The sequence below is a fragment of the Tenacibaculum sp. SZ-18 genome (assembly GCF_002813915.1).
Lineage (GTDB): Bacteria > Bacteroidota > Bacteroidia > Flavobacteriales > Flavobacteriaceae > Polaribacter.
Window position 1 is genome coordinate 2,535,837 of the sequence record NZ_CP019335.1, and the last position, 20,325, is coordinate 2,556,161.

Annotated in this window: 33 protein-coding genes; 1 reads left to right on the forward strand and 32 read right to left on the reverse strand. The window is 34.0% G+C overall.

The window, feature by feature from the left end; genetic code table 11:
• Positions 1-28: 28 nt before the first annotated feature.
• On the forward strand, positions 29-322 hold the full coding sequence (locus BTO06_RS11230) for a hypothetical protein (RefSeq protein WP_100925397.1): 294 nt from the start codon (positions 29-31) through the stop codon (positions 320-322).
• An 80-nt stretch (positions 323-402) separates the two neighbouring features.
• Here the strand turns inward: BTO06_RS11230 and BTO06_RS11235 are convergent, their stop codons facing one another.
• The 32 genes from BTO06_RS11235 to rplW all read right to left on the reverse strand — a co-directional run bounded on the left by BTO06_RS11235 (position 403) and on the right by rplW (position 20,317).
• Positions 403-1,317: a dimethylarginine dimethylaminohydrolase family protein gene (locus BTO06_RS11235; protein WP_100925398.1), complete on the reverse strand. Its 915-nt coding sequence runs from the start codon at positions 1,315-1,317 to the stop codon at positions 403-405.
• A gap of 63 nt (positions 1,318-1,380) precedes the next feature.
• Entirely contained in the window at positions 1,381-2,667 is a 1,287-nt protein-coding gene (locus tag BTO06_RS11240; protein ID WP_100925399.1) for a citrate synthase, read from the reverse strand.
• 198 nt (positions 2,668-2,865) lie between these two features.
• Positions 2,866-4,155: a phosphopyruvate hydratase gene (eno, locus tag BTO06_RS11245; RefSeq protein ID WP_100925400.1), complete on the reverse strand. Its 1,290-nt coding sequence runs from the start codon at positions 4,153-4,155 to the stop codon at positions 2,866-2,868.
• A gap of 100 nt (positions 4,156-4,255) precedes the next feature.
• On the reverse strand, positions 4,256-5,362 hold the full coding sequence (gene carA / locus BTO06_RS11250; protein WP_100925401.1) for a glutamine-hydrolyzing carbamoyl-phosphate synthase small subunit: 1,107 nt from the start codon (positions 5,360-5,362) through the stop codon (positions 4,256-4,258).
• Between the two features lie 174 nt (positions 5,363-5,536).
• On the reverse strand, positions 5,537-6,034 hold the full coding sequence (rplQ, locus tag BTO06_RS11255) for a 50S ribosomal protein L17 (RefSeq protein WP_100925402.1): 498 nt from the start codon (positions 6,032-6,034) through the stop codon (positions 5,537-5,539).
• A gap of 75 nt (positions 6,035-6,109) precedes the next feature.
• A complete protein-coding gene (locus tag BTO06_RS11260; protein WP_100925403.1) occupies positions 6,110-7,102 on the reverse strand; it encodes a DNA-directed RNA polymerase subunit alpha in 993 nt (330 codons plus the stop codon).
• Between the two features lie 101 nt (positions 7,103-7,203).
• Entirely contained in the window at positions 7,204-7,809 is a 606-nt protein-coding gene (rpsD, locus tag BTO06_RS11265; RefSeq protein WP_100925404.1) for a 30S ribosomal protein S4, read from the reverse strand.
• A gap of 81 nt (positions 7,810-7,890) precedes the next feature.
• Positions 7,891-8,277, reverse strand: coding sequence for a 30S ribosomal protein S11 (rpsK, locus tag BTO06_RS11270; RefSeq protein WP_100925405.1), 387 nt, complete (start codon positions 8,275-8,277; stop codon positions 7,891-7,893).
• A gap of 33 nt (positions 8,278-8,310) precedes the next feature.
• A complete protein-coding gene (rpsM, locus tag BTO06_RS11275) occupies positions 8,311-8,676 on the reverse strand; it encodes a 30S ribosomal protein S13 (protein ID WP_100925406.1) in 366 nt (121 codons plus the stop codon).
• A gap of 2 nt (positions 8,677-8,678) precedes the next feature.
• Positions 8,679-8,795, reverse strand: a complete 117-nt coding sequence (ykgO, locus tag BTO06_RS11280; RefSeq protein ID WP_010181906.1) for a type B 50S ribosomal protein L36 — start codon at positions 8,793-8,795, stop codon at positions 8,679-8,681.
• Positions 8,796-8,806: 11 nt separating this feature from the next.
• Positions 8,807-9,022 (reverse strand): translation initiation factor IF-1, encoded by a 216-nt coding sequence (gene infA / locus BTO06_RS11285; RefSeq protein ID WP_068206835.1) that lies wholly within the window; start codon positions 9,020-9,022, stop codon positions 8,807-8,809.
• A 1-nt stretch (position 9,023) separates the two neighbouring features.
• Entirely contained in the window at positions 9,024-10,346 is a 1,323-nt protein-coding gene (secY, locus tag BTO06_RS11290; RefSeq protein ID WP_100925407.1) for a preprotein translocase subunit SecY, read from the reverse strand.
• A 10-nt stretch (positions 10,347-10,356) separates the two neighbouring features.
• On the reverse strand, positions 10,357-10,806 hold the full coding sequence (gene rplO / locus BTO06_RS11295) for a 50S ribosomal protein L15 (protein ID WP_100925408.1): 450 nt from the start codon (positions 10,804-10,806) through the stop codon (positions 10,357-10,359).
• A gap of 13 nt (positions 10,807-10,819) precedes the next feature.
• Positions 10,820-11,002, reverse strand: a complete 183-nt coding sequence (gene rpmD, locus BTO06_RS11300; protein ID WP_100925409.1) for a 50S ribosomal protein L30 — start codon at positions 11,000-11,002, stop codon at positions 10,820-10,822.
• Positions 11,003-11,013: 11 nt separating this feature from the next.
• Complete coding sequence (gene rpsE, locus BTO06_RS11305; protein ID WP_443081478.1) at positions 11,014-11,535, reverse strand: 30S ribosomal protein S5; 522 nt, start codon at positions 11,533-11,535, stop codon at positions 11,014-11,016.
• Positions 11,536-11,546: 11 nt separating this feature from the next.
• A complete protein-coding gene (gene rplR, locus BTO06_RS11310) occupies positions 11,547-11,897 on the reverse strand; it encodes a 50S ribosomal protein L18 (protein ID WP_100925411.1) in 351 nt (116 codons plus the stop codon).
• An 11-nt stretch (positions 11,898-11,908) separates the two neighbouring features.
• Complete coding sequence (rplF, locus tag BTO06_RS11315) at positions 11,909-12,454, reverse strand: 50S ribosomal protein L6 (protein ID WP_100925412.1); 546 nt, start codon at positions 12,452-12,454, stop codon at positions 11,909-11,911.
• Positions 12,455-12,469: 15 nt separating this feature from the next.
• Positions 12,470-12,868, reverse strand: a complete 399-nt coding sequence (gene rpsH, locus BTO06_RS11320; protein ID WP_100925413.1) for a 30S ribosomal protein S8 — start codon at positions 12,866-12,868, stop codon at positions 12,470-12,472.
• Between the two features lie 290 nt (positions 12,869-13,158).
• On the reverse strand, positions 13,159-14,268 hold the full coding sequence (locus BTO06_RS11325) for an acyltransferase family protein (RefSeq protein ID WP_100925414.1): 1,110 nt from the start codon (positions 14,266-14,268) through the stop codon (positions 13,159-13,161).
• A gap of 107 nt (positions 14,269-14,375) precedes the next feature.
• The gene (locus BTO06_RS11330) at positions 14,376-15,224 is read right to left on the reverse strand and encodes a LytR/AlgR family response regulator transcription factor (RefSeq protein ID WP_100925415.1); all 849 of its coding nucleotides are present in this window, start codon (positions 15,222-15,224) and stop codon (positions 14,376-14,378) included.
• Between the two features lie 77 nt (positions 15,225-15,301).
• Positions 15,302-15,571 carry a 30S ribosomal protein S14 gene (gene rpsN, locus BTO06_RS11335; protein ID WP_091891535.1) on the reverse strand — a complete coding sequence of 90 codons (270 nt, stop codon included), beginning with the start codon at positions 15,569-15,571 and terminating at the stop codon, positions 15,302-15,304.
• Between the two features lie 4 nt (positions 15,572-15,575).
• Positions 15,576-16,127: a 50S ribosomal protein L5 gene (gene rplE, locus BTO06_RS11340; RefSeq protein WP_100925416.1), complete on the reverse strand. Its 552-nt coding sequence runs from the start codon at positions 16,125-16,127 to the stop codon at positions 15,576-15,578.
• Positions 16,128-16,129: 2 nt separating this feature from the next.
• Entirely contained in the window at positions 16,130-16,438 is a 309-nt protein-coding gene (rplX, locus tag BTO06_RS11345) for a 50S ribosomal protein L24 (RefSeq protein ID WP_100925417.1), read from the reverse strand.
• A gap of 14 nt (positions 16,439-16,452) precedes the next feature.
• Complete coding sequence (rplN, locus tag BTO06_RS11350) at positions 16,453-16,821, reverse strand: 50S ribosomal protein L14 (protein ID WP_093868908.1); 369 nt, start codon at positions 16,819-16,821, stop codon at positions 16,453-16,455.
• A gap of 1 nt (position 16,822) precedes the next feature.
• Positions 16,823-17,080, reverse strand: coding sequence for a 30S ribosomal protein S17 (gene rpsQ / locus BTO06_RS11355; RefSeq protein ID WP_100925418.1), 258 nt, complete (start codon positions 17,078-17,080; stop codon positions 16,823-16,825).
• Between the two features lie 19 nt (positions 17,081-17,099).
• Positions 17,100-17,291: a 50S ribosomal protein L29 gene (rpmC, locus tag BTO06_RS11360; RefSeq protein ID WP_100925419.1), complete on the reverse strand. Its 192-nt coding sequence runs from the start codon at positions 17,289-17,291 to the stop codon at positions 17,100-17,102.
• Positions 17,292-17,303: 12 nt separating this feature from the next.
• Positions 17,304-17,735, reverse strand: coding sequence for a 50S ribosomal protein L16 (gene rplP, locus BTO06_RS11365; protein ID WP_075342607.1), 432 nt, complete (start codon positions 17,733-17,735; stop codon positions 17,304-17,306).
• A gap of 20 nt (positions 17,736-17,755) precedes the next feature.
• On the reverse strand, positions 17,756-18,478 hold the full coding sequence (gene rpsC, locus BTO06_RS11370; protein WP_095074026.1) for a 30S ribosomal protein S3: 723 nt from the start codon (positions 18,476-18,478) through the stop codon (positions 17,756-17,758).
• A gap of 12 nt (positions 18,479-18,490) precedes the next feature.
• Positions 18,491-18,895 carry a 50S ribosomal protein L22 gene (gene rplV, locus BTO06_RS11375; RefSeq protein WP_100925420.1) on the reverse strand — a complete coding sequence of 135 codons (405 nt, stop codon included), beginning with the start codon at positions 18,893-18,895 and terminating at the stop codon, positions 18,491-18,493.
• Positions 18,896-18,904: 9 nt separating this feature from the next.
• On the reverse strand, positions 18,905-19,183 hold the full coding sequence (rpsS, locus tag BTO06_RS11380) for a 30S ribosomal protein S19 (protein ID WP_075342604.1): 279 nt from the start codon (positions 19,181-19,183) through the stop codon (positions 18,905-18,907).
• 6 nt (positions 19,184-19,189) lie between these two features.
• Positions 19,190-20,014, reverse strand: coding sequence for a 50S ribosomal protein L2 (gene rplB / locus BTO06_RS11385; protein WP_100925421.1), 825 nt, complete (start codon positions 20,012-20,014; stop codon positions 19,190-19,192).
• Positions 20,015-20,029: 15 nt separating this feature from the next.
• On the reverse strand, positions 20,030-20,317 hold the full coding sequence (gene rplW, locus BTO06_RS11390) for a 50S ribosomal protein L23 (RefSeq protein ID WP_100925422.1): 288 nt from the start codon (positions 20,315-20,317) through the stop codon (positions 20,030-20,032).
• Positions 20,318-20,325 lie beyond the last annotated feature (8 nt).

The following is a 20,325-nucleotide window of genomic DNA, read 5'->3' on the forward strand; positions in this document are numbered from 1 at the left end:
GGCAAAACTTAACTTAAACCTTATTATCATGTCAAACGAAACTGTATCAAAACAAAACACTATTGTAGGAGGATGGACTGCTTATGGTCCATTAACAACTTCAGATCGAATTGTATTCGACGAAGCTACCAAAAATGGTCAAATTTTAGGCGTGGACTATACTCCAGAAGAAGTTTCAACTCAAGTTGTCGCTGGAATGAACTATCGTTTTTTATGTACAGCAAAACCTGTCGCTCCACAACCAATTCAATTTAAAGCAATTGTTGAGATTTACAAATCTCTTGAAGGAAGTTTACACGTAACTGGAATCCAAAGATTATAGAATCTAATTCAGATTATACCCAAAAAAACCCTAAAATTATTTAGAATTTCAGGGTTTTTTACTTTATTAAACGCTGTAATTTAATCTCTAATTAGTGGTAATGTAGAACAACGCAATAATCCTTCTTGTTTTGCTATTTCAGCATACGGAACTTCCTCAACAGTAAATCCCTTTTCACGTAGCCAAGTATTTAATCTGGTAAAGTTTCTTTCAGAAATAATTACATCTTCTGAAATTGAAAAAACATTACTGTTCATATTGTACATTTCGTCTTTAGAAATTTCAAAAATATTATCCTCTCCAAAATAGTCAACTAACCAATAATACTCCTTTTCTACTAAGAAACCATTCTTGTGCAAAATAGCCATGTTTTTACCAATAGGTTGAAAACAACAATCTAAATGAAGGGCATTGTCTTTAGGATCTTCATTTGACTTTCGTAGTTCGAAACTCTTGACCGTTTTCTCAGGAAATAATTCTTGCAAAGCGATTACCGCGTCAGTATTTGTTCTTGCTGTAATATAATCAGGATAATCACTACCAGAATAAGTACCGATAAAAATATAATCATTCCAAGGCATTACATCTCCTCCTTCTACATGACAAATCTCTGGTAACTCAATTACGTTATCAGGATTAATTTGAGAAACGACATGTCTTATTGCTTCATATTCTCTATTTCTATCTGGTAGGATATTCGCTTTGACTAACTTGTCATCAATCACGAAAGCTATATCTCTTGAAAATATTTGATTATAATCTTCGATAACTTCAGGTCTGAAAACCTGAACATCGTACTTTTTGAAAACTCCTGCCACAGCTTCCATCTCTGAAATCATATCTTCCTCTGTCGGATATGTTCCAGCAATTACATGTTGCTTACTTTTTGGGTCGTAACAATCCTCTGCATTTGGTATTGGACCATTACTTACAGCCGTTCCTAAAACTACTGCTCTTAATCTTGAAGTTTCGTTTTTTACATTGAGTTGTAACATATATCAAAAAAAATGTCATTCTGAAACGAGTATCAGAATGACATTGTATAATTTAAAATTTGTTTATCTTTTGCTAATTTCCACGAAAGGGCGATAATTTTCACCTGTATAAACTTGACGTGGGCGACCAATTGGTTCTTTACGTAAACGCATTTCTCTCCATTGAGAAATCCATCCTGGTAAACGACCTAATGCAAACATTACTGTAAACATTTCAACTGGAATACCCATTGCTCTATATATAATTCCCGAATAGAAATCTACGTTTGGATATAATTTTCTTTTCACGAAGTAATCGTCACTTAAAGCTTCTTGCTCTAAACCTTTAGCAACGTCTAAAATTGGATCATTTACCCCTAAGTCATTTAAAACTTCATCAGCAGCAACTTTAATTATTTTCGCACGAGGATCAAAGTTTTTGTAAACTCTATGACCGAATCCCATTAAACGGAATGGATCTTCCTTATCCTTTGCTTTACCCATATATTTTTTAGTATCTCCTCCATCTTCTTTGATAGCTTCTAACATTTCTAATACTGCCTGATTTGCTCCACCATGTAAAGGTCCCCAAAGTGCCGAAATACCAGCAGAAAGAGATGGGAACAAACCAGCATGAGAAGAACCTACGATTCTAACTGTAGATGTAGAACAATTTTGTTCGTGATCAGCATGTAAGATTAATAACTTATCTAATGCATTAACTAAAATTGGATTTTGCTCGTATTCCTCATTTGGTTTTTTAAACATCATGTGTAAAACATTTTCCACATAACCTAATTTTCTAGAACCATAATCCAGAGGTAAACCTTGCTTTTTACGCATTGTCCAAGCTACTAAAACAGGAAATTTACCCATTATTTTAACGATAGCATTGTACATATCTTCCTCTGAATCGATGTTAACCGAACCAGGGTTGAATGCAGTTAGTGCAGAAGTTAAAGAAGATAAAACTCCCATTGGATGTGCGTTTTTAGGGAATGCATCAATTATCTTCTTAATATCATCATCAACAATTGCGTTATCCAAAATATCATTATAAAACTTATCTAATTGCTCTTGAGTTGGTAATTCACCAAAAATTAACAAGTAAGCAACTTCAAGGAAATCTGCTTTTTCAGCTAACTCCTCTATAGAATAACCACGGTAGCGTAGCACTCCTTCTTCTCCATTTAAAAATGTAATAGCACTTTGGCAAGAACCGGTGTTTTTAAATCCTGGGTCTATCGTAATAACACCTCCTGTTGCTCCTCTTAACGTTTTAACATCTATTGCAACTTCATTTTCTGTTCCTTTTACTAAAGGAAACTCATACGTATTTTCGCCAATTTGTAGTTTCGCTATCTCTGACATTATTTAATTTGTTTTTTGTGAAATTTAAATGATGCACGAAGATACCATTTTTTAAAAGATTTTGAAAATGTTGTTTAACAGATTTGTATTAAAAAAACACAATATTTCATGACGTTTCTTACTGGATTTAAAGAGTCACACTCAATCCATAAAAAAATCCCGGATGACCGGGATTTTTAATAGTTATGTCTATAAAAGTTATTTTACTTTAAAAGCATTTTGTTGAGGGAAATAACCTACATCTCCTAATTCTTCTTCAATTCTTAGAAGCTGGTTATACTTTGCCATACGATCTGATCTTGAAGCCGATCCTGTTTTGATTTGACCAGTGTTTAAAGCAACTGCTAAATCAGCAATTGTATTGTCTTCTGTTTCACCAGAACGGTGACTCATTACAGATGTATATCCAGCATTATGAGCCATATTTACAGCAGCAATTGTTTCTGTAAGTGTACCGATTTGATTCACTTTGATTAAAATAGAATTTGCTGTATTATTTTCTATTCCTCTTGATAAACGCTCTACATTTGTTACAAATAAATCATCACCTACTAATTGAACTTTATCGCCAATTTTTTCAGTTAAATATTTCCAACCTTCCCAGTCGTTCTCATCCATTCCGTCTTCAATAGAAATAATAGGATATTTTTCAGAAAGTTCCGCTAAATAATCAGCTTGCTCCTTACTTGTTCTTACTTTTCCAGTATCTCCTTCAAATTTAGTATAATCGTACTTTCCATCTATATAGAATTCAGCTGAAGCACAATCTAAAGCAATCATAATGTCATCACCTAAACTATATCCTGCATTTTTAACAGCTAAAGCAATGGTATCTAAAGCATCTTCAGTACCATCTAAAGTTGGTGCAAAACCTCCTTCATCTCCTACAGCAGTTGATAAATTTCTATCATGTAATACTTTCTTTAAGTTATGGAAAACTTCAGAACCCATTTGCATAGCTTCTGAGAAATTCTTTGCCTTTACCGGCATAATCATAAACTCTTGAAAAGCAATCGGTGCATCTGAATGAGAACCACCATTAATAATATTCATCATTGGAACAGGTAAAGTATTTGCGCTTACTCCTCCAACATATCTATATAATGGCATTCCTAATTCGTTAGCTGCAGCCTTTGCTACGGCTAAAGAAACGCCTAAAATTGCATTTGCTCCTAACTTAGATTTATTTGGAGTTCCATCTAAGTCAATCATCATTTGATCAATTAAATTTTGCTCAAATACAGAAGTTCCTAACAATTCTTGTGCGATAATTGTATTCACATTATCAACAGCTTTAGTAACTCCTTTACCCATATAAGCATCACCTCCGTCACGTAATTCAACCGCTTCGTGCTCTCCAGTAGAAGCTCCTGATGGGACGGCTGCTCTACCTTGAATTCCATTCTCAGTAGTTACATCTACTTCTACAGTTGGATTACCTCTTGAATCAAAAATTTGACGTGCATGGATGTTAATTATAATACTCATCTTCTATTTTTTAATTTGGTTGTAGCTAATTTACAAATGCTACTGTTTTAAAGTTAGATTTTTAGATAATTTCTACGAAATCGTTTTCAACTTATGAATACTATTTTGTAGCCTTAATGTTCTCAATAAATTGATCGAACAAGTACTCAGAGTCATGTGGTCCAGGACTCGCTTCGGGGTGATACTGCACTGAAAACACATTTTTTCTCTTCATTTTAATCCCTGCTACTGTGTTATCATTTAAATGTACATGTGTAATTTCAACATCACCATGTGCTTCTGTTTCTTCTCTATTTATTGCAAAACCATGATTTTGAGAAGTAATCTCACCTTTACCTGTAACTAGGTTTTTTACTGGGTGATTTATTCCTCTGTGCCCATTGTGCATTTTGTAAGTAGAAATTCCATTAGCCAAGGCAATAACTTGATGACCTAAACAAATTCCAAATAAAGGTAAATCTCTTTTTATAATCTCTTTAGCTAATTCCTGAGCTTCAGTTAAAGGTTCCGGATCTCCAGGTCCATTAGAGATAAAATAACCATCAGGTTCCCAAGATTCCAAATCCTCAAACTTAGAATTAAATGGATATACTTTGATATAAGCATCTCTTTTTGCAAGATTTCTCAAGATATTTTTCTTGATTCCAATATCCAAAGCTGCAATTTTATATGTTGCATTTTCATTTCCCACAAAATACGGTTCTTTAGTAGAAACTTGTGAAGCCAACTCCAAACCTTCCATGTTTGGAACATCTGCTAATTGCTTCTTTAATTCTTCTACATTATCTGTTTCTGTTGTTATGATTGCATTCATTGCTCCATTTTCTCTAATGTAAGATACCAGAGCTCTTGTATCAACATCTGAAATAGCGACTAAATTATGCTTTTCAAACCAGTCTTTTAAATTACCATCTGAATCAACACGAGAGTGTTCGAAGCTAAAATTTCTACAAATTAAACCTGAAATCTTAATTCCTTCAGATTCAACTTCCTCGTTATTCACTCCGTAATTACCAATATGTGCGTTAGTTGCAACCATTAACTGACCATAATATGAAGGATCGGTAAAAATCTCTTGATAACCAGTCATCCCAGTATTGAAGCAAATCTCTCCTGTAACAGTACCTTCTATTCCAACAGATTTACCATAGAAAACCGTACCGTCTGCAAGTAAAACTAGTGCTTTTTTTCGTGTTGTGTATTTCATTAGTTTGTTGTGTATTTGTTGAATTGAAACTGATAAGACTACTATAAATCAAAACCTTAAAGCAAAAATTATAATATAGCACTCATCGTGTTTTAAAAAATTTGTCAAAAATAGTTTAAAAAAAAAGGATAAACTAAATTGTTTATCCTTTTTTATATTTTAACGAACTGTCATCTATTCTTCTTCTTGTGAAGCTTCAACATCAGTTACAGGTGCAGCGGCTTTCTTAGCTCCACCACGACGGCTTCGACGAGTATTCTTCTTAGCCTTCTTTCCATTTGGATTGTATAATTCGTTGTAGTCAACTAATTCAACCATTGCCATTGGAGCGTTATCTCCTTGACGATTTCCTAATTTGATGATACGAACGTAACCACCTGGTCTGTCAGCAATCTTTACAGAAATTTCTTTGAATAACTCAGAAACTGCATATTTGTTGCGTAAGTAACTGAATACTACACGACGGTTATGCATGTTTTTCTCTTCTGTAGTGTTATTCTCAGCTTTAGCTTTTGTAATTAACGGCTCTACAAACTTACGTAAAGCTTTCGCTTTAGCTTCTGTAGTGTTAATACGCTTGTGCTCGATTAAAGAACAAGCCATGTTAGCTAACATAGACTTTCTATGTGCTGTTTTTCTACCTAAATGGTTTACTTTTTTACCGTGTCTCATGACGTTTAAGTTTTAGACTATCATCTTGCTCTACCCACTCTTGAGGAGCAAAACTATGATAACCTAGTTAAAATATTAATCTCTATCTAATTTGTACTTTGTTAAGTCCATTCCGAAACTTAAGCCTTTATTGTTCACTAACTCTTCTAATTCAGTCAATGATTTTTTACCAAAGTTTCTAAACTTCATTAAATCTCCTTTGTTAAAAGAAACTAAGTCTCCTAACGTATCTACTTCTGCAGCTTTTAAACAATTTAAAGCACGAACTGATAAATCCATATCAACTAATTTCGTCTTTAATAACTGTCTCATATGTAATGATTCTTCATCATATGATTCAGTCTGAGCGATTTCATCAGCCTCCAAAGTAATTCTCTCATCTGAGAATAACATGAAGTGGTGAATTAAAATCTTAGCTGCTTCGGTTAATGCATCTTTAGGATTGATTGAACCATCAGTGTCAATATCAAAAACTAACTTTTCATAGTCAGTCTTTTGCTCAACACGGAAGTTCTCTACTGCATACTTTACATTTTTAATTGGTGTAAAGATTGAATCAGTAAAAATCGTTCCTAACGGTGCACCTGATTTTTTATTTTCTTCAGCTGGTACAAACCCTCTACCTTTTTCTATGGTAATCTCTGCATTTATCTTGACAGATTTATCCATATTACAGATAACTAAATCTGGATTTAAAACTTGGAATCCAGAAATGAACTTTTGTAAGTCTCCTGCAGTTAATTGCTCTTGACCTGAAATTGCAATAGTTACTGTTTCTCTATCAGACTCTTCGATTTGCTTCTTGAAACGAACTTGCTTTAAGTTCAAGATCATCTCAGTTACATCTTCTACAACACCAGTCATAGTTGAGAATTCATGATCAACACCATCAATTCTTAAAGAAGTAATTGCAAATCCTTCTAAAGATGATAATAATACTCTACGTAAAGCATTACCAACAGTTAAACCAAAACCTGGTTCCAACGGTCTAAATTCGAATCTACCTTTGAAATCAGTAGATTCGATCATAATAACTTTATCGGGCTTTTGAAAATTTAAAATCGCCATATGTTTTATTTCTTCGTTTTAATTGTTATTTGGTTGCGCGGTTAATAAGTTTGAAGAAGTACGAACAAACCCTTTGGCCAAATACCAATGTGATTAATTTATTATTTAGAATATAATTCTACGATTAACTGCTCCTTAATGTTCTCAGGAATCTGTAATCTTTCTGGAGCCTTTACAAAAGTACCTGACTTTTGCTCAGCATTCCAAGTTAACCATTCGTAAACATTGCTATTAGAAGCTAATGCATTCTCGATAGCGTCTAATGATTTAGACTTCTCTCTAACTGCTATTACATCTCCAGCTTTTAATCTGTATGATGGAATGTTTACAATCTCTCCGTTTACAGTGATGTGACGGTGAGAAACTAATTGACGACCTGCTCTACGAGAAGTAGCAATTCCTAAACGGAATACTGTATTATCTAAACGAGATTCACATAATTGTAATAAAACCTCACCAGTAATTCCACCTGAAGCTTGCGCTTTTTTAAATAGGTTACGGAATTGACGTTCTAAAATACCATAGGTATACTTGGCCTTTTGCTTTTCCATTAACTGAACTGCGTATTCAGATTTCTTACCTCTTCTCTTACCAACTCCGTGTTGTCCTGGAGGGTAATTTCTTTTTTCGAAGTTCTTATCATCTCCGAAAATTGCCTCGCCAAATTTACGAGCAATCTTAGTTTTTGGTCCTGTATATCTTGCCATTTCTATAAATTTAAGTAGGGATCGTGAATTAAGGCTAACTCCTTCGACAATCTTTTATCCTACTTGGTTAAAAATTAATTATTATACTCTTCTTCTTTTAGGTGGACGACATCCATTGTGTGGAATTGGCGTAACGTCGATGATTTCTGTTACTTCGATTCCTGAGTTATGGATTGATCTGATAGCAGATTCTCTACCGTTACCTGGTCCTTTAACATATACCTTTACTTTTCGTAAACCAGCTTCTTTTGCAACTGAAGCACAGTTTTCTGCTGCTAATTGAGCAGCGTAAGGAGTATTTTTCTTAGATCCTCTGAATCCCATTTTACCGGCAGATGACCAAGAAATTACGTCTCCTTTTTTGTTAGTTAAGGAGATGATGATGTTATTGAACGATGCTGTAATATGAGCCTCACCTGTAGACTCGATTACAACTTTACGTTTTTTTGTTACTTTCGATTTTGCCATGATTCTTTACTATTAGTAAAAATAATCTAACGATTATTTTTTCTTGTTAGCTACAGTTTTTCTCTTACCTTTTCTCGTACGAGAATTGTTTTTAGTTCTTTGTCCTCTTAAAGGTAATCCAAGTCTGTGACGGATTCCTCTTTGACAACCGATATCCATTAAACGCTTAATGTTTAATTGAACCTCAGAACGTAATTCACCCTCAATAGTGTACGTACCAACTTGCTCACGAATTGCTGCGATTTGATCATCGTTCCAATCTTGAACTTTAATGTTCTCGTCGATTTTAGCTTCTGCTAAAATATCTTTAGCTCTGCTTCTTCCTATACCAAAGATGTATGTTAAAGCGATTACGCCTCTCTTATTCTTTGGAATATCTATACCTGCGATTCTTGCCATAACTAACCTTGTCTTTGTTTAAATCTAGGATTCTTTTTATTTATAACATATAGTCTGCCTTTTCTGCGTACAATTTTACAGTCGGCACTTCTTTTCTTTAATGATGCTCTTACTTTCATCAGTGTGTTTTTTAATATCTGTAAGTAATTCTTGCTTTAGTCAAATCATATGGGCTCATTTCTAACTTTACCTTATCTCCAGGTAAAAGTTTGATATAGTGCATACGCATTTTTCCCGAAATGTGCGCCGTAACAATATGTCCATTTTCTAATTCTACACGAAACATTGCATTTGATAATGCTTCTGTTATAGTTCCATCTTGTTGAATTGCTGGTTGCTTAGCCATATTATTTTAATGATTTTCTATTAGTGTTACCTGTTTTCATTAAACCATCATAACGACTGTTTAATAAATACGAATTAATTTGTTGAATAGTGTCAATTGCTACACCTACCATAATAATTAATGAAGTACCTCCGTAGAACAATGCCCAACTTTGAGTTACTCCAAACTGAACGATAATTGCTGGTAAAATAGATAACGCAGCTAAAAATAGAGATCCTGGGAAAGTAATTTTAGATAAAACTGAATCTAAGTGATTTGCAGTTTCTTCACCCGGCTTGTAACCTGGTACAAAGCCATTACTTCTTTTAAGGTCTTCCGCCATTTTATTTGTAGGAATTGTAATTGCAGTATAGAAATAACTAAAAATGATAATTAAAACTGCAAATATCAAGTTGTACCATAATCCATTAATATCTGTTAATTTAACTAATGCCGGAAACTTCTGACCTAAAGTCATTGGCACGAACATGATTGCCTGAGCAAAAATGATTGGCATTACACCAGCAGCATTTAATTTTAACGGAATGTATTGTCTTGCTCCTTCAACATCTTTAATGTTTGAAATTGCTGTTCTTCTAGCATATTGAACTGCTACTTTACGAACAGCAGTTACTAGTAACACTGTTAATAATATTACAACAAACCATACTAAAACTTCAATTAAAATCATCATTATTCCACCACCACCAGCGTTTGTAGTTTTTGCAATAAACTCTTGCAAAAACGCAGCTGGGAAATTAGCGATGATACCTACTGTAATTAATAAAGAAATACCATTACCAACTCCTTTGTCAGTAATTCTTTCTCCTAACCACATTGCAAAAATTGTTCCTGCAGTAAGTAAAATCATTGATGAAACCCAAAACGTAGCACCACCTACTAAGAAAGCAGATTCTGGTAAACCGAATTGAGTTTTAATTGCTGTGATATAAGTTGGTCCTTGAACTAATGTAATTAAGATCGTTAGCCAACGTGTGATTTGTGTAATTTTCTTACGTCCACTCTCTCCATCTTTTTGAAGTTTCTGCAAATAAGGAATAGCAATTCCCATTAACTGAACTACGATAGATGCAGAAATGTAAGGCATAATTCCTAAAGCCATAACAGATGCTCTAGCAAATGCCCCACCTGTAAATGCATTTAATAAACCTAAGAGTCCACCTCCGGCTTGATCTTTAAGTGCTGCTAATTGAGTTGGATCAATTCCTGGTAATGGAACTGCTGCCATAAAACGATAAACAGCGATTAAACCAATCGTTAAAAGTAATTTATCTTTTAACTCTTCTATTTTGAAAATGTCTCTTAAAGTATTTATAAAATTCATCATTTACAGTTTATAAAGTTACCGCTTCACCTCCAGCAGCTTCAATAGCCGCCTTTGCTGTTGCTGTAAATTTGTGTACAGTTATATTTAATTTAGCCTTCAATTCACCACGTCCTAAGATCTTTACAAGTTCGTTTTTACGTGCTAATCTGTTTTCCACTAAAACGTCCATAGTAACTGTATCAGTAATTCTACCGTTATCAACTAACTCTTGTAATTTATCTAAGTTGATTCCAACATACTCCTTACGGTTGATGTTAGTAAATCCAAACTTAGGCACACGTCTTTGAAGTGGCATTTGCCCTCCTTCGAATCCGATTTTACGTGAGTAACCTGAACGAGATTTAGCTCCTTTATGCCCTCTTGTAGAGGTACCACCATGACCTGATCCTTCACCACGAGCAATTCTCTTCCCGCTTTTTGTAGATCCAGCTGCTGGTTTTAAGTTATGTAAACCCATTTTTATTATCTTCTTATTTAATTTCTTCTACAGAAACTAAGTGTTGAACTTTATTTACCATCCCCAAAATTGTAGCTGTTGCATCGTGCTCTACAGTTTGGTTCATTCTACGTAATCCTAACGCCTCTAACGTTCTTTTTTGATTTTTAAGGCGACCGATTTGACTTTTTACTTGTGTAACTCTAATTTTACTCATCGTCTTAAATTTTATCCGTTAAAAACTTTCTCTAATGAGATACCTCTTTGTCTTGCAATAGTTTCAGCGCTACGTAATTGTAATAATGCGTCGAAAGTTGCTTTCACCACGTTATGTGGGTTAGAAGATCCTTGAGACTTAGATAATACGTCATGTACTCCTACAGATTCTAATACGGCACGTACAGCACCACCTGCGATAACTCCGGTACCATTTGAAGCTGGCTTAACAAAGACCTTTGCTCCTCCGAATTTACCTTTTTGCTCGTGAGGTAATGTTCCGTTTAAAAGTGGAATACGAACTAAGTTTTTCTTTGCATCTTCAACTGCTTTTGCAATTGCAGATGAAACATCCTTAGACTTTCCTAATCCGTGTCCAACAACTCCCTTACCGTCACCTACTACTACGATAGCAGAAAAACCAAATGCTCTACCTCCTTTAGTAACTTTAGTAACACGTTGAACACCTACTAATCTGTCAACAAGCTCTAATCCGCTTGGTTTTACTCTTTCTACGTTTTTATATCCTAACATAATATAATTTCTTAAAATTTTAAACCAGCTTCTCTTGCAGCGTCTGCTAATACTTTTACACGTCCATGGTATAAGTAACCATTTCTATCAAAAGCAACAGTCTCTAATCCTGCTTTTACAGCTTTCTCAGCGATTGCTTTTCCTACAGCTGCAGCAGTTTCTGCTTTAGAACCCGATGCAATTTCTTTATCTCTCGATGAAGCCGCTGCAATTGTCACACCGTCTACATCATTTATAATCTGTGCATAGATTTCTTTATTACTTCTGAATACTGATAACCTTGGCTTTGCAGCTGTACCAGAAATAACTTTTCTAATTCTATACTTTATACGTTGTCTTCTTTCAAGTTTTGATAATGCCATAACACTAATTATTATGCAGATTTACCTGCTTTTCTTCTAATTACTTCACCAACAAACTTAACTCCTTTACCTTTATATGGCTCCGGCTTACGGAAAGAACGAATCTTAGCCGCTACTTGCCCCACTAATTGCTTATCGTGAGAAGTTAATTTTACGATTGGGTTTTTACCTTTTTCAGATACTGTTTCAACCTTAACCTCTGGTGCTAACTCTAAAACAATGTTATGAGAAAATCCTAAAGCTAAATCTAACTTTTGACCTTGGTTAGATGCTCTATAACCTACCCCTACTAATTCTAATTCCTTAGTATAACCTTTAGTTACACCTTCAATCATATTAGCGATTAAAGCTCGGTATAAACCGTGTGCAGCCTTGTGTTCTTTACTATCTGATGGTCTTTCTAATGTTAAAGTACCATCCTCTTCCTTTACAGTAATATCAGAAGTTAACTTTTGAGTTAATTCCCCTAATTTACCTTTTACTGTTACCACGTTATCGTTTACTTTGAATTCAACACCTTGTGGCAATGTGATTGGGCTTTTACCTATTCTACTCATCTTACAAAATGTTTATTAGTAAACGTAACATAATACTTCTCCACCAACATTCTCTTGACGTGCTTTCTTGTTAGTCATCACACCTTTTGAAGTTGATACAATTGCGATACCAAGTCCGTTTAAAACTCTTGGCATTTCTTTAGCACCTACATACTTTCGTAAACCTGGAGTAGATACTCTTTGAATTTTTCTGATAACCGGCTCTTTAGTTTGTCTATCGTACTTTAAAGCTATCTTGATAGTTCCTTGAACTTTATCGTCATTGAACTGATAACTTAAAATGTAACCTTGATCAAACAAAATTTTGGTCATCTCCTTCTTCAATTTTGAAGCTGGAACTTCTACAACTCTGTGTCCTGCCATAATAGCATTTCTAACACGAGTAAGAAAATCCGCGATTGGATCTGTGTACATATTAATTTAATTGCGGTTTTGGTATTTAGTAGCTTCTATTTTACTTACGTTTTACCGTAACTACTAAACCTGAAACCAGTTAAAACTTATTTTTTGTCTTTAAAGAGGCGATCATACACATGTTATTATTTCATAAAAAGGCATAATTTACCCTCTAAAAACAGTGTGCAAATATACATAAAGTTTTCGAAAAAAAAAGAGATTTTTCAATTATCGATTTGACTATTAATTTATTGCCAAATTGTAGTCATTTTCATTCACTATCAAAAAGCATAATATTTTCAAATTTTTTAGTTCTTAGTTTTCATTCCAAAAAGAAATCTCATCCATTTAAAAAGATAAATCGCATGTCTATAAACAATCATAATTACCACTAAAGAACTACAAAAAAGCAGTAGTGTTTTACTCAAAATCGATATATTTAATTGAATAATAAAATATCCAATTATAACTATAACTGTTTGATGTAACATATAAAAAGGATATACCGCTTCATTCAGTTTCGTTAGAAGAAAACTTCTACTATTCAAGTGTTTATATCCGTAACCTAATACTGTTAAAAGAACCGACCAAGAAACTAAACTACACGTCAAGTACCAAATGCTCCATCTTTGTGAAACAGAAAAATATGGTGACAACACACTTGATGGAAGTAAATAATAGAAATAAAAAAGGACCGTGAAGAACAATGCTAATGAAAAATATTTTCTTCTATTAGAAAGAATTAAATTCCATAGGTTGTTTGAACTCGCTATCAGAAGACCTGCCATAAAATAGAAACTATAGTAAAGAGTAGAAGAAACATTTAAAATACTTTTAGAATCACTTGGGAAATAATACTTACTCACTATTCTGAGTAGGACTAATATAATACACCATGAAAACAATCCATATTTAGAGCTTGATTGTGTTATTTTCATGACTACTCTTTCGCCTTTACTTGACTTTAAAAATAAAATGAAAGGAATTGAACAGAGAGACATCCAAAACAGGTTTTCTATAAACCAAAGATGATTCACTTTTAGTTGTGATAGTAATTTAAAATAACTACTAATATTAAAATTAAACTCCTCATAAAACTCAAAAAAAGTTTGAGGCGGAATTAAAACAACCATTCCAAAAATTAGAGGAATCAATAATCGAAAACTACGTTCTTTTATAAACTGTAACCAAGTTCTTTTTGAAAAGGCAAAAATTGTTCCTACACCAGAAACAAAAAATAATAATGGTAATCTAAACTGTTCGAAATACACCATTACATCATCTAGTAATTTACTAGATTCGGAATTCATAATATGGAAATCATCTCCATTGAAAGGCATACAAACATGATGCACAAAAACAGCGAAAACAGAAATAACACGTAACCAATCTAAATCAAATCTTCTATTAGTAGTCATAAATAAAATTTAAAATTATTTATGCGAAACTATTCAGAAAACCGTGGAGTATTTAATTCAAATAAGGAAATGAGACCTATAACAACAACTTTGTGACGTATGACAATCTATGAGTAGGCAGATTTATAGATTTCTTCAAACAGATCTATTCGACCTCTTGAAACGAGAACTTCTTCAATACTGTTTTTCATTCTTAATTTATAACCTTGAGTATTTCCTTTGATGTTTTCTATCTTATACATATTAACCAAATAAGATCGATGAGACTTTATAATGAAATCGAAACCTTTCAATTGATCCTCTAAACTTTTTAACGATATTCTCTTCAAGAAGACATTATCCTTGATAAAAATATATGTATAATTTTTATCTGATTTAGCAAATATAAAATCATCAATATTCAGAGTAAAATCATCATTATTAACCAAAGTCTTGATTCGGATTGAATCATTATTGTGTCCTAGTTCTTGCTCAACAACTGTTAGCCTCTTACTCCTTAAATTATAAATACTTCGTAATCTTTCAACATTTATAGAAGTAATAATAAACATTAATAACGCCCCAACTAAAACAGTATTCCTAACTTCTTCATATACATATCGAAGTGACCAATTATCATCTTTATCATAAATGAAATCTCTAATTAAAAATTGACAAACACCAATCATTATTAAAACTAGTAGCAAGAAAATAACCTCATTCTTTACGCGCCATTCTGAGCTCGATTTTCTAACATTATTTAAAATTGCACAACTTCCCATGAAAACCAATAATGAAATAAATGAATGTATAAAGGAGATTGTTAAATAAGAAAATCTTAATTCGGAAAAGTTAACATCAAACGGTTCAAATAGAAAACTAAACAAAGTGGACAAAATTAATATTACGATTCCTATAAGAAATGAAGTTTTAAGATCGTAATAAAATGGATAGTTCAAATTAAGAAACTTCCTCATAAATTAAATTTTTCCCTAAAATAAAAAAAGGTGCACAAATAATTGTACACCTTTTTTATATCTTCATAACTGATATACTACCAGCTAGCTTTCTTTACACCTGGAATTAATCCTTGGTTTGCCATTTCACGGAAAGTAACACGTGAAATTCCAAACTGACGCATATATCCTTTTGGACGACCAGTTAGCTTACAACGATTGTGCATTCTAATTGGTGAAGCGTTCTTAGGTAACTTTTGTAATGCCTCGTAATCACCAGCTTCTTTTAAAGCCTTTCTTTTCTCAGCATACTTAGCAACCGTTTTAGCTCTTTTACGCTCGCGCGCTTTCATTGATTCTTTAGCCATCTTATTAATTCTTTTTAAATGGTAAACCTAATTCTCCTAATAATGACTTAGCTTCTTTATCAGTTTGAGCAGATGTTACGAAAGTAATATCCATTCCGTTGATTTTCTTTACTTGGTCAATATTAATCTCTGGGTAAATGATTTGTTCAGTAATTCCTAAATTGTAATTACCTCTACCATCGAATCCATTTGCTTTAATTCCATTAAAATCTCTTACACGTGGTAAAGAAGCAGTGATTAAACGATCTAAGAATTCGTACATAATATCACCTCTTAACGTAACTTTAGCACCGATTGGCATTCCTTTACGTAATTTGAAGTTTGCAACGTCTTTCTTAGAAATTGTTGGAACTGCTTTTTGACCAGTAATTGAAGTTAATTCTTCAATAGCATAATCAATTAATTTCTTATCAGCAATAGCAGCACCTACACCTTTACTTACAACAATCTTCTGCAACTTTGGTACTTGCATTACGTTCTTATATCCGAACTCATCAGTTAGAGCCTTGATAACTCTAGCTTTGTATTCTTCTTTTAATCTTGGTACGTAACTCATGATTATATTTCGTTTTTAGTTTTTTTAGAGATTCTAGTTTTAGTATCTCCTTCAACTTTATAACCTACTCTTACAGCTTCACCATTTTCTACTAAAGCAACGTTCGAAACATGTAATGGAGCCTCCTGTTTTACAATACCTCCTTGTGGATTAGCAGCGCTAGGTTTAGTGTGCTTAGAAACCATATTCACACCTTCCACTACTACTCTGTCCTTATCTTTAAGGATTCGTAAAACTTTTCCTTCTGATCCTTTGTGATCTCCTGCGATAACTTTAACAGTATCTCCTGATTTAATTTTAAATTTCTTCATCTTAAAATCTGTTTTTATAACACCTCAGGTGCTAATGATACTATCTTCATAAATTGTTTCTCACGTAATTCACGAGCAACAGGACCGAATACACGGGTACCTCTCATCTCCTCAGTAGGATTTAAAAGTACACAAGCGTTATCATCAAATCTGATATATGACCCGTCTTTACGTCTAACTTCTTTCTTAGTACGAACAACAACTGCGCGAGAAACCTGACCTTTCTTTACAGTTCCGTTTGGAGTTGCAGACTTTACTGTAACAACAATCTTATCTCCAACGCTAGCGTAACGCTTTTTTGTTCCTCCTAAAACTCTAATCACTAAAACTTCCTTTGCTCCAGTGTTGTCTGCTACTTTTAATCTTGATTCTGTTTGTAACATATTATTTAGCTCTTTCTAGGATTTCTACTAATCTCCAACGCTTAGATTTACTTAATGGACGAGTTTCCATTATTCTCACTGTATCTCCAATGTTGCAATCGTTATTCTCGTCATGTGCAACGTACTTCTTCGTTTTCTTGACGAATTTACCGTACATTGGGTGCTTTACTCTTTTTACCTCGCTAACTACAATAGATTTCTCCATTTTGTTGCTAGATACTACACCTATTCTCTCTTTTCTAAGATTTCTTTTTTCCATCTTTAAAACTGACTAGAATTTATTGTAATTCTCTTTTAGTTAACTCTGTTGCAATTCTTGCAACAGTTCTTCTTAAGGTTCTTAACTGCAATGGGTTATCCAGTGGAGTTATCGCGTGAGCCATCTTAAGATCAGTATAATTTTTCTTCAACGCTCCTAGCTTATCTTGTAAGTCAGCTGTTGATAATTCTTTTATTTCTGATTGTTTCATGATCTATTAGAATTAAGCGTTATAATCAAAATCTCTTGCAATGATAAACTTTGTCTTTACCGGAAGCTTTTGTGCAGCTAAACGCAATGCTTCTTTAGCTACCTCCATTGGTACACCACCAACTTCGAATAAGATCCTTCCTGGTTTAACAACAGCTACAAAATGGTCAGGTGCTCCTTTACCTTTACCCATACGTACCTCTAACGGTTTCTTTGTTATTGGCTTATCTGGGAAAATTTTAATCCAAAGTTGACCTTCCCTTTTCATATAACGAGTCGCCGCAATACGAGCAGCTTCAATTTGTCGAGAAGTAAGTAAGTTCTGGTCTAAGGATTTAATTCCAAACATTCCGTTTGATAATTGAGTACCTCTTCCAGAGTTACCACTCATATTTCCTTTACCTTTCTGAACCCTACGAAATTTTACTCTTTTTGGCTGTAACATCTCTAATTTCTTTTATAAAATTATTTTCTTCTGCGAGGTTGACGTCTTCCACCTCCACCTTTATTGTTAGAATTACCTTTTTGTTTAGATAATCCAACTAATGGAGATAATTCACGTTTTCCATAAACCTCACCTTTCATAATCCATACTTTCACACCGATTCTTCCGTATGTAGTATGAGCTTCAACAAGTGAATAATCGATATCTGCTCTGAAAGTAGATAAAGGAATTCTTCCCTCTTTATAGTGTTCAGAACGTGCCATTTCAGCTCCGTTTAAACGACCAGAAAGTTGAACTTTAATACCTTCTGCGTTCATACGCATTGCAGCCGCAATAGCCATTTTTGTAGCACGTTTGTAAGAAATTCTATTTTCAATTTGGCGTGCGATACTAGCTGCAACTAAATTTGCATCTAATTCTGGACGCTTAATCTCAAAAATATTAATTTGAACTTCTTTACCAGTAATTTTCTTAAGCTCCTCTTTTAACTTGTCTACCTCTTGACCTCCTTTACCGATAATGATACCAGGACGTGCCGTAGTGATAGTAACGGTTACAAGTTTTAAGGTACGCTCAATAATAATACGAGATACACTTGCTTTAGATAATCTAGCTTTTAAATACCTTCTTATCTTATCATCCTCAGCAATTTTATCACCGTAGTCATTTCCACCATACCAGTTAGATTCCCATCCTCTGATAATTCCTAAACGATTTCCTATTGGATTTGTCTTTTGTCCCATTTCTACTAATGATTAATTGCTGTTATTTTTAGTTCCTAACTCTAAAGTAACGTGGTTAGAACGCTTACGAATTCTGTGAGCACGTCCTTGTGGAGCAGGTCTTAATCTTTTTAACATCCCTGCGCTATCTACATAGATAGATTTCACGAATAACCCAGCATCTTCCATGCTAGCATCTTCATTCTTAGCTTGCCAGTTAGCAATAGCTGATAATAATAACTTCTCTAAGTTACGCGATGCTTCTTTTGGACTGAACTTTAAGATTTGTAAAGCCTTTTCAACTTCAACACCTCTTACCTGATCGGCTACTAAACGCATTTTTCTTGGTGACGTAGGACAGTTAGTAAGCTTAGCAAATGCTCTTTGCTTCTTAGCTTCTTTTAACTGCGTTGCCATGTTTTTTTTACGACTTCCCATAATATCCTACTATTTTTTTCCTTTATTTTTAGCACCAGCATGTCCACGGAATGAACGAGTTGGTGAAAATTCGCCTAACTTATGACCTACCATGTTTTCTGTAACGTAAACAGGCACAAACTGTCGTCCATTGTGAACAGCAATAGTTTGTCCAACAAAATCAGGAGTAATCATACTAGCTCTTGACCAAGTTTTGATCACAGATTTCTTTCCTGATTCAACGTTAGCTAACACTTTTCTTTCTAACTTATAGTGAACGTAAGGTCCTTTTTTTAATGATCTTGCCATGATTTATTATTTCTTTCTACGTTCTAAAATATACTTGTTACTAGCTTTAGTCTTAGATCTAGTCTTATATCCTTTAGCTGGGATACCATTCTTAGATCTTGGATGTCCTCCAGAAGAACGTCCTTCACCACCACCCATTGGGTGATCAACTGGGTTCTTTCTAACTGCATTAGTTCTTGGTCTTCTACCTAACCATCGAGATCTACCAGCTTTACCAGAAACTAATAATTGATGATCTGAATTAGATACTACTCCAATAGTTGCCAAACAAGTTTGTAAGATTAATCTTGTTTCACCTGAAGGTAACTTAACAATTGCATATTTTCCGTCTCTCGCCATTAATTGGGCAAAAGAACCTGCAGAACGAGCCATAACAGCTCCTTGACCTGGACGTAATTCGATACAAGAAATAGTTGTTCCTAAAGGAATATCACTTAAGAACATAGCATTACCAACATCTGGTGTAGCTTCTTTTCCTGAAACGATAGTTTGTCCTACTTTTAATCCGTTTTGTGCGATTACATAACGCTTTTCTCCATCAGCATATTGAACTAAAGCGATAAACGCTGTACGGTTTGGATCGTACTCAATAGTTAACACTGTAGCAGGATCGTTGTATCTACTTCTTTTAAAATCGATAATACGATATCTTCTCTTATGACCTCCACCTCTATTAGGAGTAGTCATACGACCCTGATTGTTTCGACCTCCAGTTCTTTTTTTCGGAGCCAATAATGACTTTTCCGGCTTATCAGTAGTGATGGTGTCGAACCCATTCACAACTCTAAAACGCTGACCTGGTGTTATTGGTTTTAATTTTCTAACTGACATTTGTCTTGCTTATTCTTATAGATTGTTATAAAAATCAATTTCGCCATCGGCTAACTGAACAACCGCTTTTTTATAACCGCTTGTTAAACCAGTTACTAAACCTTTTTTAGTATACTTAGTTTTTCTTAATGCTGGGTGATTTAAAGTTCTCACCTTTTCTACTGTTACTCCGTAAGTAGCTTCAACAGCATCCTTAATTTGAATTTTGTTAGCTTTCTTGTTCACAACAAAAGTGTAACGATTAAAACGCTCGCTATCACCAGTTGCTTTTTCTGTAATAATAGGTTTAATTAAAATACTCATCTTATTCC

Coding starts and splice junctions, on each gene's coding strand:
- rpsS (WP_075342604.1), bottom strand. CDS start 19,183: ATGGCAAGATCATTAAAAAAAGGACCTTACGTTCACTATAAGTTAGAA.
- secY (WP_100925407.1), bottom strand. CDS start 10,346: ATGAATTTTATAAATACTTTAAGAGACATTTTCAAAATAGAAGAGTTA.
- rplX (WP_100925417.1), bottom strand. CDS start 16,438: ATGAAGAAATTTAAAATTAAATCAGGAGATACTGTTAAAGTTATCGCA.
- rplF (WP_100925412.1), bottom strand. CDS start 12,454: ATGAGTAGAATAGGTAAAAGCCCAATCACATTGCCACAAGGTGTTGAA.
- rpsE (WP_443081478.1), bottom strand. CDS start 11,535: ATGTTAGGATATAAAAACGTAGAAAGAGTAAAACCAAGCGGATTAGAG.
- ykgO (WP_010181906.1), bottom strand. CDS start 8,795: ATGAAAGTAAGAGCATCATTAAAGAAAAGAAGTGCCGACTGTAAAATT.
- BTO06_RS11330 (WP_100925415.1), bottom strand. CDS start 15,224: ATGAGGAAGTTTCTTAATTTGAACTATCCATTTTATTACGATCTTAAA.
- rplE (WP_100925416.1), bottom strand. CDS start 16,127: ATGAGTTACGTACCAAGATTAAAAGAAGAATACAAAGCTAGAGTTATC.
- rpsM (WP_100925406.1), bottom strand. CDS start 8,676: ATGGCAAGAATCGCAGGTATAGATATTCCAAAGAATAAGAGAGGCGTA.
- rpsQ (WP_100925418.1), bottom strand. CDS start 17,080: ATGGAAAAAAGAAATCTTAGAAAAGAGAGAATAGGTGTAGTATCTAGC.
- rpmC (WP_100925419.1), bottom strand. CDS start 17,291: ATGAAACAATCAGAAATAAAAGAATTATCAACAGCTGACTTACAAGAT.
- rpmD (WP_100925409.1), bottom strand. CDS start 11,002: ATGAGTAAAATTAGAGTTACACAAGTAAAAAGTCAAATCGGTCGCCTT.
- BTO06_RS11235 (WP_100925398.1), bottom strand. CDS start 1,317: ATGTTACAACTCAATGTAAAAAACGAAACTTCAAGATTAAGAGCAGTA.
- rplW (WP_100925422.1), bottom strand. CDS start 20,317: ATGAGTATTTTAATTAAACCTATTATTACAGAAAAAGCAACTGGTGAT.
- rpsD (WP_100925404.1), bottom strand. CDS start 7,809: ATGGCAAGATATACAGGACCAAAAACTAAGATTGCTCGTAAATTTGGC.
- carA (WP_100925401.1), bottom strand. CDS start 5,362: ATGAAATACACAACACGAAAAAAAGCACTAGTTTTACTTGCAGACGGT.
- infA (WP_068206835.1), bottom strand. CDS start 9,022: ATGGCTAAGCAACCAGCAATTCAACAAGATGGAACTATAACAGAAGCA.
- rplQ (WP_100925402.1), bottom strand. CDS start 6,034: ATGAGACACGGTAAAAAAGTAAACCATTTAGGTAGAAAAACAGCACAT.
- rplB (WP_100925421.1), bottom strand. CDS start 20,014: ATGTCAGTTAGAAAATTAAAACCAATAACACCAGGTCAGCGTTTTAGA.
- BTO06_RS11230 (WP_100925397.1), top strand. CDS start 29: ATGTCAAACGAAACTGTATCAAAACAAAACACTATTGTAGGAGGATGG.
- rpsK (WP_100925405.1), bottom strand. CDS start 8,277: ATGGCAAAATCGAAAGTAACAAAAAAACGTAAAGTTGTAATCGAGTCT.
- rplO (WP_100925408.1), bottom strand. CDS start 10,806: ATGGGTTTACATAACTTAAAACCAGCAGCTGGATCTACAAAAAGCGGG.
- rplP (WP_075342607.1), bottom strand. CDS start 17,735: ATGTTACAGCCAAAAAGAGTAAAATTTCGTAGGGTTCAGAAAGGTAAA.
- BTO06_RS11325 (WP_100925414.1), bottom strand. CDS start 14,268: ATGACTACTAATAGAAGATTTGATTTAGATTGGTTACGTGTTATTTCT.
- eno (WP_100925400.1), bottom strand. CDS start 4,155: ATGAGTATTATAATTAACATCCATGCACGTCAAATTTTTGATTCAAGA.
- BTO06_RS11260 (WP_100925403.1), bottom strand. CDS start 7,102: ATGGCGATTTTAAATTTTCAAAAGCCCGATAAAGTTATTATGATCGAA.
- rpsH (WP_100925413.1), bottom strand. CDS start 12,868: ATGTACACAGATCCAATCGCGGATTTTCTTACTCGTGTTAGAAATGCT.
- BTO06_RS11240 (WP_100925399.1), bottom strand. CDS start 2,667: ATGTCAGAGATAGCGAAACTACAAATTGGCGAAAATACGTATGAGTTT.
- rplR (WP_100925411.1), bottom strand. CDS start 11,897: ATGGCATTATCAAAACTTGAAAGAAGACAACGTATAAAGTATAGAATT.
- rplV (WP_100925420.1), bottom strand. CDS start 18,895: ATGGGAAGTCGTAAAAAAAACATGGCAACGCAGTTAAAAGAAGCTAAG.
- rplN (WP_093868908.1), bottom strand. CDS start 16,821: ATGTTACAAACAGAATCAAGATTAAAAGTAGCAGACAACACTGGAGCA.
- rpsC (WP_095074026.1), bottom strand. CDS start 18,478: ATGGGACAAAAGACAAATCCAATAGGAAATCGTTTAGGAATTATCAGA.
- rpsN (WP_091891535.1), bottom strand. CDS start 15,571: ATGGCTAAAGAATCAATGAAAGCGCGCGAGCGTAAAAGAGCTAAAACG.